The 11,261-nt window shown below is 42.5% G+C and carries 10 protein-coding genes and 1 riboswitch; of the genes, 2 read left to right on the forward strand and 8 right to left on the reverse strand.

All coding sequences use genetic code 11. The annotated features are described in order from the left end of the window. Window positions 1–112 precede the first annotated feature (112 nt). The 8 genes from ADI58_RS09820 to uvrA form a co-directional block, all read right to left on the reverse strand. The gene (locus tag ADI58_RS09820; RefSeq protein WP_000017620.1) at window positions 113–418 is read right to left on the reverse strand and encodes a DUF1292 domain-containing protein; all 306 of its coding nucleotides are present in this window, start codon (window positions 416–418) and stop codon (window positions 113–115) included. A 15-nt stretch (window positions 419–433) separates the two neighbouring features. Then, window positions 434–853 (reverse strand): Holliday junction resolvase RuvX, encoded by a 420-nt coding sequence (gene ruvX, locus ADI58_RS09825; protein WP_033609357.1) that lies wholly within the window; start codon window positions 851–853, stop codon window positions 434–436. 3 nt (window positions 854–856) lie between these two features. Continuing rightward, window positions 857–1,123: an IreB family regulatory phosphoprotein gene (locus tag ADI58_RS09830; RefSeq protein WP_000507059.1), complete on the reverse strand. Its 267-nt coding sequence runs from the start codon at window positions 1,121–1,123 to the stop codon at window positions 857–859. An 86-nt stretch (window positions 1,124–1,209) separates the two neighbouring features. Continuing rightward, a complete protein-coding gene (locus ADI58_RS09835) occupies window positions 1,210–1,779 on the reverse strand; it encodes an SP0191 family lipoprotein (protein ID WP_049522454.1) in 570 nt (189 codons plus the stop codon). Between the two features lie 65 nt (window positions 1,780–1,844). Then, window positions 1,845–2,243 carry a transcriptional regulator Spx gene (spx, locus tag ADI58_RS09840; RefSeq protein WP_000591165.1) on the reverse strand — a complete coding sequence of 133 codons (399 nt, stop codon included), beginning with the start codon at window positions 2,241–2,243 and terminating at the stop codon, window positions 1,845–1,847. A gap of 135 nt (window positions 2,244–2,378) precedes the next feature. After that, complete coding sequence (gene mgtA, locus ADI58_RS09850) at window positions 2,379–5,039, reverse strand: magnesium-translocating P-type ATPase (protein ID WP_049522455.1); 2,661 nt, start codon at window positions 5,037–5,039, stop codon at window positions 2,379–2,381. Window positions 5,040–5,233: 194 nt separating this feature from the next. Then, window positions 5,234–5,384: riboswitch (M-box (ykoK) riboswitch) on the reverse strand. A 57-nt stretch (window positions 5,385–5,441) separates the two neighbouring features. Next, a complete protein-coding gene (locus ADI58_RS09855) occupies window positions 5,442–6,503 on the reverse strand; it encodes a M24 family metallopeptidase (RefSeq protein ID WP_049522456.1) in 1,062 nt (353 codons plus the stop codon). Continuing rightward, on the reverse strand, window positions 6,496–9,327 hold the full coding sequence (uvrA, locus tag ADI58_RS09860; RefSeq protein ID WP_049522457.1) for an excinuclease ABC subunit UvrA: 2,832 nt from the start codon (window positions 9,325–9,327) through the stop codon (window positions 6,496–6,498). The genes ADI58_RS09855 and uvrA overlap by 8 nt, the downstream gene beginning before the upstream one ends. 131 nt (window positions 9,328–9,458) lie before the next feature. Here uvrA and ADI58_RS09865 point away from each other — a divergent pair, with 131 nt between their 5' ends. Together ADI58_RS09865 and ADI58_RS09870 are read left to right on the forward strand one after the other, a co-directional pair. Next, window positions 9,459–10,403 (forward strand): magnesium transporter CorA family protein, encoded by a 945-nt coding sequence (locus tag ADI58_RS09865; RefSeq protein WP_000815623.1) that lies wholly within the window; start codon window positions 9,459–9,461, stop codon window positions 10,401–10,403. Between the two features lie 11 nt (window positions 10,404–10,414). Continuing rightward, window positions 10,415–11,092, forward strand: coding sequence for a DUF1129 domain-containing protein (locus ADI58_RS09870; RefSeq protein ID WP_049522458.1), 678 nt, complete (start codon window positions 10,415–10,417; stop codon window positions 11,090–11,092). Window positions 11,093–11,261 lie beyond the last annotated feature (169 nt).

Here is an 11,261-nt window from a genome sequence, read left to right on the forward strand (position 1 = left end):
ACTGGATGTTCCAACTCTTCCAATTTCTAGGAGTTGGGCTGATACAGTCTCCCAGACTTACCAGTTCTCTCTTATTTAAAGGAACTGGGGTAAAAATGTTCACTGAACATTTTTACTCCTCCATAAAACTATTGAAGACTTCTTCAATCATGTTCCATTCGTCTTCTGAGTCTTCTGGGATTGGTTGCAATTCGCCTTCTGTTCCATCTTCGTTTTCGATGAATGAGTAAGCTTGGATTTCAACTTGTCCGTCTTCGTCTTCTTCTGCGTTAACTGGTACTAGAAGAACATAGTTTTTACCAAATTCTTCTTTTCCGTCAATCGTCAAAAGGATTTCAAACAAGGTTTCATTTCCTTGCTCATCTACTAGTGTGATTAGTTCACGTTCTTCGTGGTCGTGGTTATGATCGTGTGACATAGCCTCTCCTTTATATTAAAATTTTCTATCTAAATAATTTTGTAAAATCAGCTGAGCTGCTAACTTATCAATGACTTTCTTGCGCTTATTGCGACTGATATCTGCTTGTTCAATCAACATGCGCTCAGCAGCAACTGTTGTCAAGCGTTCATCCTGATAGTCTACTGGTAAACCAAAAAGCTCTTCTAGCTTTGCTCCGTATGCCTGACTAGCTTCCACGCGCGGTCCGCTTGTATTGTTCATGTTTTTAGGTAAGCCCACTACAAATCGTTCCACCTTGTAAGCATCAACCAACTCCTTAACGCGGTCAAAACCAAATTGGCCTTGCTCCTCATTGATTTGGATGATTTCAAGCCCTTGAGCTGTAAAACCGAGCGGATCGCTAATAGCCACCCCTACCGTTTTTGAACCGACGTCCAATCCCATAATTCTCATAGATTACAGATCGACTCCTTGTCCTTTAAGGTAGTAGCGGACCAATTCCTCAACGATTTCATCACGCTCATATTTACGGATTTGATTTCGTGCATTATTATAACGAGGAACGTAGGCAGGGTCTCCACTCAATACGTAACCAACGATTTGGTTAATTGGGTTGTAGCCCTTATCGTTCAACGAAGCATAGACATCAGTCAAAGTTTCGCTAATTTCTTTTTTATTGGAATCGTCCAATTTAAAACGTACTGTTTCTTCAGTAAATCCCATTCTAACACCCTCTTTCCTTAGAATAGTACCATTATAGCATAATTCCTTACGTTCTACAATTCAGGCAGTCTATTTATTTGGATTTTCTACTGTTCTGTCGCGCCATTTGCCAATCTATCTGAAATATATTTGCTTGGTTCATTCTTCAAGAGATTCTCTAAACCAATGTTCTTCAAATATTCTAACTGAGAAGCCTTCTTGACATCCAGAACTTGAAAATCAAAACTAGTCGTTGTTTGAAGTTCTGTTGCACTCAATAGTTTGGTTTCAAGCTTAAATCCTGCTAATTTACGAGCTTCTATGATGACCTCATCCTTCTCCTCTGCCTCGAGAAGAGCTTTTTGAGTTTCTTCCACACCATGTTGGTCAATATAGGTCTTCAACTCATCTGAGACTGGACGCTTTTGTTGAATTGTTAGGTTCAAAAAAGTCTTGTCTTTATAAGTAATGGTTTGGGTTTGCTGGCTGCCATCATCTGATTTCGGCAAAACCAAAGTCTTGGTTACAACTGTATTCTTCTCAGCATTTTCAATAACTGGCAATGCCGACTGAAGCGTATCCTTTTCTGTTTTTGTAGCTGGTCCAGTTTCTTTTTTCTGTCCGCAACCAACCAGGACAAAAAGGAAAGCTAGACTAACAAGAACTATTTTTTTCATTTCTTTCTTCCTTCTTTTTGAAATTAAAATAGAATAAGACTGGGAGTTGCTCCCAGTCTTGATGTTTATAGAGCTGCACGCAAACGTGCTTCTGCATTTTCTACATTACGGACAGAGCGTGGTAGGAAGGCACGAATATCGTCTTCCTTGTAGCCAACTTGCAGGCGTTTTTCATCCACAAGAATTGGGCTCTTTAAAATTCTCGGTGTTTCCATAATCAGATTGAGGACTTCGTTGACACTCAAATCTTCAATATCCACTCCAAGGGCTTTGGCATAGCGATTTTTAGACGAAACGATACTGGCTATTCCGTTATCTGTTTTGGTTAGAATATCCAGTAATTCTTCCCTCGTAATTCCTTCTTTACCAAGGTTTTGTTCTTTATAACTTAACTGGTGGGCATTGAGCCAGGTTTTTGCTTTTTTACAGCTAGTACAACTTGAGACTGTATAAATTTTAATCATGTACCTACCCCTTTCGCTACATGTTACTATCAGTTTAGTCTATTATACCATAAAAAACATCCGACTTGCGACCTATTTTTAAATTTTTTTGACTTTTTTCGTCATTTTCGTACTTTTTTCTTGACAAAATGAAATTTACAGCCATTCTTGATATTTCTTGATATAGATTTTTTTCACAATTGTCACGCTAATCATATACAAAATAATGATGAAAAGTAAAAAGATGAAATAAATCGGTTTTAAAGGAGTTAGATGAAGTAGGATTGCGAGTGGACTGTAGGGAAGGAAGGTCACAAAGGCTGCAGCCAATAAGGTTGTCACAAGGACTAGCCAAGCTGGACGACTTTGTAAAAAGGGAATTTTGGCTGAACGCAGCATATGGATAACCATGGTCTGTGACCACATGGACTCGATAAACCAACCTGTCTGAAACAAGACAATAAATCCTACGGCAGACTCCGCTCCATGGACATAGGCTTGACCTGTCGTCATGGGTACAATGATAAAATAGAGCAAAATAAAGGTCAAAATATCAAAGGCAGAAGAGATAGGCCCCATCCAAACCATGAAACGTGTGATGGACTTAGCTTCCCAAGTGTGCGGATTTCTCAAAAAATCTTTATCCACCTTGTCAAAAGGCAAGGCAATACAAGACAAATCATAGACTAGATTTAGGATAATCAAATGGACTGGTGCCATTGGTAAAAATGGCAAAAAGATTCCAGAGACCAATAGGGATAAGATATTTCCAAAATTAGAACTCACTGTCATCTTGATATATTTAGTCATATTGGCATAGACCTTACGACCTTCAACAAGTCCTTTTTCCAGCACCATGAGATCCTTATCAAGTAGGATAACATCAGCTGTTTCTTTGGCAATATCTACTGCTGTATCAACAGAAATCCCCACATCTGCAACTTTCATAGAAGGAGCATCATTGATCCCATCTCCCATATAGCCTACAGCATGACCATTAGCCTTAAATTGTAAAATGATTCGTGCTTTTTGGTCAGGAGAAAGTTTGGCAAAGACTGTTACCTCCTCCACGGCTTGAGCCAATTCTTGATCACTCATCTGATCAATTTCAGATCCTAACAGCATCTGATTGATATCCAAACCAACCTTTTCACAGACTGCTTGGGTAACTTTTTCGTTGTCTCCCGTCAAAATCTTTGTTTGAACCCCATGCTCTAACAGAGCCTTAATTGCTGGTGCTGCAGATGGTTTAGGAGGATCTAGGAAGGCTAAATAACCAGTTAGAATCATATCCCCTTCGTCATCAACTGTATAGGCATGACCTTCCCTCAAACCTGACTTATAGGCCACTCCCAAGACACGCAAACCTTGTTGATTTAGTTGTCTGACTTCTGCTAAAATTTCTTCTCTAATAACATCTGTCAAGGGAGTAATCACTCCATGGTATTCCGCATGACTGGAAATCGTCAACATTTCCTCTAGGGCACCCTTGGTTACCAAACTAACAACTTCGTGTTCATCCTTAACGATAACACTCATCCGTCTACGTTCAAAATCAAAGGGAAGCTCATCTATTTTTTGAAAAGTTTGAGCCAGATTTTGTAAGAGGGTGTGTTCTTTGGCTTCCTTTTCAGTCCGTTTGATGATGGCTCTGTCCATCAAATTTTTCAAGCCCGTTTGAAAATAAGAATTGAGATAAGCTCGTCTCAAGACGGTCAAATCCAAGCGTCCGTGGATGTCCAAGGGATATTCAAGGACAATTTCGTCTTGGGTTAGAGTTCCTGTCTTATCTGTACACAAAATATCAATCGCCCCTAAGTCCTGTATGGCATTGAGTTTCTTGATAACCACTTTTTCCTTGGCCATAATGATGGAGCCTTTTGCTAGACTGGCCGTGATAATCATAGGAAGCATCTCAGGTGTCAATCCAACACCAACACTCAAAGCAAATACGCCAGCTTCTAACCAATCTCCATCTGTTAAACCATTGGACAAGAAAACGATGGGCACCATGACCAGCATCAAACGAATTAAGAGCCACGAAATACTATTCATCTCCCGTTCAAACGAAGTAGGCTCGTCATAGGTGTTCAAAGTCTGCTCAATGGCTCCCATCATGGTATCATCACCAACTGCTAAAACCACGGCCTTGGCACTACCAGACAAGACATTGGTTCCCATAAAGGCGAGCGCTTCTGCTTCTAGCAGACTATCAGATTGTTGAACTGTTGCCTTGGTCAAGGCCAATTTTTCAACCGATTCACTTTCACCTGTCAAGCCAGACTGTTGTACAAAGAAATCGCGCGACTCAAATAAAAGAAGATCTGCTGGAATCATGTCTCCAGCGCTTAATTTAACCACGTCACCCACTACCAAATCATCGATAGGTACTTCTTGGATTTCTCCTTGACGAATGACAGTCGCTGTGTTGACAATCATTTTTGATAGATTAGTCGCAGCCTTATCACTACGGAGTTCTTGGACAAAGCGTATGCCACCAGAAATGAGGACTAGGACAACGATGATAATAGAAGTCGTCGGATCCTCTTGACCTGGTTTTGCCAACCAGACATTGGTCACCAAGGAAATCACGGCGATGACCAGCAAGATGATTGTAAAAGGATTGATAATGGATTCGTAAATCTTTTTGAGGATACTGTCTTCTTGACCCTTTGTGATGGTATTTTCGCCATATAGGTCACGATTTTTCTCCACCTGCTCCTCAGTCAAGCCTGTTAGGCTTGTCTTATAAAAAGATAGAGTTTCGTTTAAAGATGTATGAATAGCTGTTGCTAATCTTTCTTTTGTAGTTTTCATTGGTTTCTCCTATCTGTATGAATGATGTGTTTCATACACAGAGACCAATCACTTTATAAGGGCAGAACGACACAAATCAGTGATTGGCTGTGTATGTGCGGTTCCGGATGATCGTCAATTTGCATCGTTTAGCTCCTTTCTTTGATTTAAACAGTAGAAAATCCCACCATAAAATGGCAGGATTAAAAAACTAATTATCTGTTTTTCGTTCAAGCTTTAACTCCATAGGGCAATGTAATGAGCTTAGTCTTGGCCTTCGCGACCAGGACTGTTGACCAACGAGTAGTGTCTCCACTGCTTTGCGGTAGTCATCCGTATCCCTATGGTAGCCTCACCTACCGTTTTCGTCTTTCAGTATAAACCTTTAAAATTTAAAAGTCAATCATTTGAGTTGTTTAACTCTTAAATAACTATCAACTCTTTTGGAGCTAAGGTCAACAATTCACAACCTGTCTCTGTAATCAGGATATCATCCTCGATACGAACGCCATATTTGCCTTCGATATAGATACCTGGTTCATCGGTCAAGGCCATACCCGCCTTAATAGTTTCTGTAGAAGTCTGGCTAAAGTAAGGTTCTTCATGGATGTCCAGTCCAATACCGTGACCAATACCGTGTGTAAAGTAGTCGCCATAGCCTGCTTCGATGATAATATCACGAGGAATTTTATCAAAGTCTCGGAAACCTAATCCTGCCTTAGCCTGGTCAATCAAGGCTTGGTTGGCTTTCAAAACCGTATTGTAAATCTCTGCTTGCTCGTCGCTAACATGCCCTAGATAGATAGTCCGTGTCATATCACTGACATAGTGGTCATAAAGGCAACCGAAGTCCATTGTAATGGCTTCTCCTAGCTCCACTGGTTTGTGCATAGGATGGGCATGGGGTTTAGAAGAATTGATACCGCTAGCTAGAATCGTATCAAAAGATAAGCCAGATGCTCCCAACTCACGCATGCGGAAGTCAAGGAAGTTGGCAATCTCAATTTCAGTCTTTCCTGGCTTAATAAAGTCAAGCGCATCGCGGAAAGCTTGGTCTGAGATAGAACAAGCCTTGCGAATAGCTGCAATCTCCGCTTCATCCTTAATCATTCGAAGACCTTCGACAAACTGAGTTTGTGGAAGCAAGTCAATTCCTTCAAAGGCTGCCTGCATACGGTGATAATAAGAGACCGAAATCTCATCCTCAAAACCGATTCGAGACAAGCCCATGTCCTTGACAATTCCTTCAATGACAGCCAATTCATCGCGATCTGCTACGATTTCAAAGCCACTGGTTTCTTGCTTGGCTGCAATGATATAGCGAGAGTCTGTCACCAAGACCTGACGGTCACGACTGATAAAGACTGTTCCGTTTGAGCCCCAAAAACCAGTCAGGTAATAGACGTTTTTAAGGTTGTTGATGATGATACCATCTAGTTCTTTTTCTTGCATTTTAGCTAGAAATGCTTGTACGCGTTTATTCATGATGTAATTTTCCTTTCAAATACTGTCCTGTGTAGCTGGCTTCATTGGCCGCTACTTCTTCTGGAGTTCCTGTTGCGATGATGGTTCCACCGCCGACACCGCCCTCAGGTCCCAAGTCAATAATATGGTCTGCCGTCTTGATAACATCCAGATTGTGCTCAATGACAAGAACTGTATTGCCATCATCGACAAAGCGAGCCAAGACTTTAAGCAAGCGAGCGATATCCTCGGTATGAAGACCTGTCGTCGGCTCATCCAGAATGTAGAAAGATTTTCCTGTCGATCGTTTGTGGAGTTCACTAGCCAACTTCATACGCTGGGCTTCTCCTCCAGAAAGGGTGGTAGCTGGCTGTCCTAGCGTAACATAGCCTAATCCCACATCCTTGATAGTCTGAAGTTTACGTTGAATCTTTGGAATGTGTTGGAAGAATTCCACCGCATCGTTGACAGTCATGTCCAAGACCTGCGAGATATTCTTTTCCTTGTAGTGGACTTCTAGGGTTTCACTGTTGTAGCGGGTCCCGTGGCAGACTTCACAAGCCACGTAAACATCTGGCAAGAAGTGCATCTCAATCTTGATAATCCCGTCACCTGAGCAGGCTTCACAACGACCGCCCTTGACATTGAAACTGAAACGTCCCTTCTTGTAGCCTCGAATCTTGGCTTCATTTGTCTGGGCAAATAGGTCACGTATATCGTCAAAAACTCCTGTATAGGTAGCTGGGTTAGACCTTGGTGTTCGTCCGATAGGGCTCTGGTCAATATCAATCAAACGATCAACATGCTCAATCCCTGTAATCGTTTTAAACTTACCAGGCTTATCTGAATTACGGTTGAGCTTCTGAGCAATAGCTTTTTTGAGAATGCTATTGATTAGGGTCGATTTCCCTGAACCTGATACCCCTGTCACTGCGATAAATTTTCCTAGTGGGAAGCGAGCTGTGACATTTTGCAGGTTGTTCTCACGCGCTCCTGTCACCTCGATAAAACGACCATTTCCGACACGTCGCTCTTCTGGCACTGGAATGGCACGTTTGCCTGACAAGTACTGGCCTGTGATAGACTTACTGTTGCGAGCCACCTGCTTGGGCGTACCTGCGGCAACAATCTCCCCACCAAAAACACCGGCACCGGGACCAACATCAATCAGATAATCAGCCTCACGCATGGTATCTTCGTCATGTTCCACCACGATAAGAGTATTGCCCAAGTCACGCATCTTTTTGAGACTGGCAATCAGACGGTCATTATCCCTCTGGTGAAGACCGATTGACGGCTCATCCAAAATATAGAGGACACCTGATAGGTTAGAACCAATCTGAGTTGCCAAGCGAATACGCTGACTCTCACCACCCGAAAGGGTTCCTGCTGAACGTGACAGAGTCAGATAATTAAGACCCACGTTATTGAGGAAGGTCAAGCGGTCCTTGATTTCCTTGAGAATGGGACGAGCAATAATAGATTCATTTTCAGACAGAGTCAACTTGCTTACCAAGTCCAAGTGGTCCGCGATAGACAGGTCTGAAATTTCTCCGATATGTGGTCCTTGCTCACCACCAACACGGACAGACAAGGCCTGGTCATTGAGACGATAGCCGTGACAGGTTCCGCAGGTCAGCTCATTCATGTAGAGACGCATCTGGGTGCGAGTATAATCGCTATTAGTTTCATGGTAACGACGTTTGATATTATTGACAACTCCTTCAAACGGAATGTCAATATCGCGTACACCACCAAATTCATTCTCATAGTGGAAATGGAATTCCTTGCCATCTGAGCCGTAGAGAATCAAGTTCTTATCTTCTTCTGACAAGTTCTCAAAAGGCTTATCCATATCCACTCCAAAAGCTGTCATAGCCTGCTCTAGCATGTTTGGATAGTAGTTGGATGAGATAGGATTCCAAGGAGCCAAGGCTCCCTCACGTAAGGTTTTGCTGGCATCTGGCACTACCAAATCAGTATCCACCTCCAGCTTAATACCCAAACCATCACACTCACTACAAGAACCAAAAGGAGCATTGAAGGAGAAGAGGCGAGGCTCTAACTCTGGCACGGTAAAACCACAAACTGGGCAGGCATAATGCTCAGAGAAGAGCAACTCAGAATCGTCCATAGTATCGATAATGACATAACCTTCTGCAATACGAAGGGCAGCCTCAATGGAATCAAAGAGACGGCTACGGATACCCTCCTTGATAACGATACGGTCAACCACGACATCAATATTGTGTTGCTTGCTCTTGGATAACTCTGGCACTTCGGTCACATCATAGACTTCCCCGTCCACACGGACGCGAACATAACCGTCTTTCTGAACTTTCTCGATAACGCTCTTATGCTGTCCTTTTTTCTTACGGATAACTGGTGCTAAGATTTGCAGACGCTGGCGTTCTGGCAACTCCAAAACCTTATCCACAATTTGCTCCACAGAAGAGGCCTTGATAGCTCCATGCCCGTTGATACAGTAAGGCGTCCCCACACGCGCGTAGAGGAGACGCAGATAGTCATTGATTTCAGTCGTGGTTCCCACGGTCGAGCGAGGATTTTTACTAGTCGTTTTCTGGTCGATGGAAATAGCTGGGCTGAGGCCATCAATGGCATCTACATCAGGCTTCTCCATATTTCCCAAGAATTGACGAGCGTAGGCTGACAAACTCTCCACATAGCGGCGTTGTCCCTCCGCATAGAGGGTATCGAAGGCCAGACTGGATTTCCCTGAACCTGACAAACCAGTCACGACAACCAGCTTGTCTCGCGGAATCTCCACATCAATATTTTTTAAATTATGGGCACGCGCCCCATGAATGACAATTTTATCTTGCATCTTTGTTCTTTCTAGTCCATTATTGCTTACCATTATACCAAAAAAAGTGAGATTCTATTACCCAAAAGGCCGATTTTGTAGTATAATAGTACGGTGTGAAAAAATCTGAAAAATGAGAAAGGATAAGGGATATGAAACAAGTTTTTCTCTCTACAACAACTGAATTTAAAGAGATCGATACGCTTGAACCGGGTACTTGGATCAATCTCGTCAATCCGACTCAAAATGAATCACTCGAAATCGCTAACGCCTTCGATATCGATATCGCCGACCTCCGAGCACCGCTCGATGCGGAAGAAATGTCTCGTATTACCATTGAAGACGAGTATACCCTGATTATCGTTGACGTGCCGGTCACAGAAGAAAGAAATAACCGCACCTATTACGTTACCATCCCGCTTGGTATTATCATCACCGAGGAAACCATTATCACTACGTGTTTGGAACCATTACCGGTCCTCGATGTCTTTATCAACCGTCGATTGCGTAATTTCTACACCTTCATGCGTTCGCGTTTTATCTTTCAGATTCTCTATCGCAATGCAGAGCTTTACCTAACAGCCCTTCGTTCGATTGACCGTAAGAGTGAACAAATCGAAAGTCAACTGCATCAATCAACTCGTAATGAAGAATTGATTGAACTGATGGAATTGGAAAAAACCATCGTCTATTTCAAGGCCTCCCTCAAAACAAATGAGCGTGTGATTAAGAAATTGACCAGCTCAACCAGCAATATCAAGAAATACCTTGAGGACGAAGACCTGCTTGAAGACACCCTGATTGAAACCCAACAGGCCATCGAGATGGCAGACATTTATGGAAACGTCTTGCATTCTATGACAGAGACCTTCGCCTCTATCATTTCTAACAACCAGAACAACATCATGAAAACCTTGGCCCTTGTGACCATCGTCATGTCCATCCCAACCATGGTCTTTTCTGCCTACGGGATGAACTTTAAGGATAATGAAATCCCCCTAAACGGCGAGCCAAATGCCTTCTGGTTAATCGTCTTTATCGCCTTTGCTATGAGTGTCTCGCTCACTCTCTATCTCATCCATAAAAAATGGTTCTAAGAGGAGTTCCTATGTCTCAGATTGATCTACAAAAATTAACTAAGAAAAACCAAGAATTTGTCCACATCGCTACCCAACAATTCATCAAAGATGGAAAAACAGATGCTGAAATCAAGGCTATTTTTGAGGAAGTTATTCCCCAAATCATTGAAGAGCAATCTAAAGGTACGACTGCTCGTTCCCTCTATGGCGCGCCAACTCATTGGGCTCATAGTTTCACTGTCAAGGAACAATATGAAAAGGAACATCCAAAAGAAAATGATGATCCAAAACTCATGATTATGGACTCAGCTCTTTTCATCACTAGCCTCTTTGCCCTCGTCAGCGCCCTCACAACTTTCTTTGCAGCAGATCAGGCTTTCGGCTATGGACTTGTCACTCTCCTGCTAGTTGGACTTGTTGGTGGATTTGCCTTCTACTTGATGTACTACTTTGTTTACCAATACTATGGACCAGATATGGACCGCAGTCAACGTCCTCCTTTCTGGAAATCTGTACTAGTTATCCTAGCTTCTATGTTCCTTTGGTTGCTTGTCTTCTTTGCAACAAGCTTCCTACCAGCTAGCCTTAACCCAGTACTTGCTCCATTGCCACTGGCTATTATCGGAGCAGCCCTCCTAGCCCTTCGCTTCTATCTCAAAAAACGCTTGAACATCCGCAGCGCAAGTGCAGGGCCAACACGTTATTAAGAGAATTATAAAAGCAACTGCAGGTACGGTTGCTTTTTTACTACTTTCCTGATTTAAAAGTATTCCTCTGACATCCCACATAGCTTTCTCTTATCTTTTGTGATAAAATAGGCCCATACTCAATGAAAATCAAAGAGCAAACTAGGAAGCTAGCCGCAGGTTGCTCAAA

Source organism: Streptococcus mitis, from assembly GCF_001074635.1.
Lineage (GTDB): Bacteria > Bacillota > Bacilli > Lactobacillales > Streptococcaceae > Streptococcus > Streptococcus mitis_E.

Coding starts and splice junctions, on each gene's coding strand:
- ADI58_RS09820 (WP_000017620.1), bottom strand. CDS start 418: ATGTCACACGATCATAACCACGACCACGAAGAACGTGAACTAATCACA.
- ruvX (WP_033609357.1), bottom strand. CDS start 853: ATGAGAATTATGGGATTGGACGTCGGTTCAAAAACGGTAGGGGTGGCT.
- ADI58_RS09830 (WP_000507059.1), bottom strand. CDS start 1,123: ATGGGATTTACTGAAGAAACAGTACGTTTTAAATTGGACGATTCCAAT.
- ADI58_RS09835 (WP_049522454.1), bottom strand. CDS start 1,779: ATGAAAAAAATAGTTCTTGTTAGTCTAGCTTTCCTTTTTGTCCTGGTT.
- spx (WP_000591165.1), bottom strand. CDS start 2,243: ATGATTAAAATTTATACAGTCTCAAGTTGTACTAGCTGTAAAAAAGCA.
- mgtA (WP_049522455.1), bottom strand. CDS start 5,039: ATGAAAACTACAAAAGAAAGATTAGCAACAGCTATTCATACATCTTTA.
- ADI58_RS09855 (WP_049522456.1), bottom strand. CDS start 6,503: ATGAATAAACGCGTACAAGCATTTCTAGCTAAAATGCAAGAAAAAGAA.
- uvrA (WP_049522457.1), bottom strand. CDS start 9,327: ATGCAAGATAAAATTGTCATTCATGGGGCGCGTGCCCATAATTTAAAA.
- ADI58_RS09865 (WP_000815623.1), top strand. CDS start 9,459: ATGAAACAAGTTTTTCTCTCTACAACAACTGAATTTAAAGAGATCGAT.
- ADI58_RS09870 (WP_049522458.1), top strand. CDS start 10,415: ATGTCTCAGATTGATCTACAAAAATTAACTAAGAAAAACCAAGAATTT.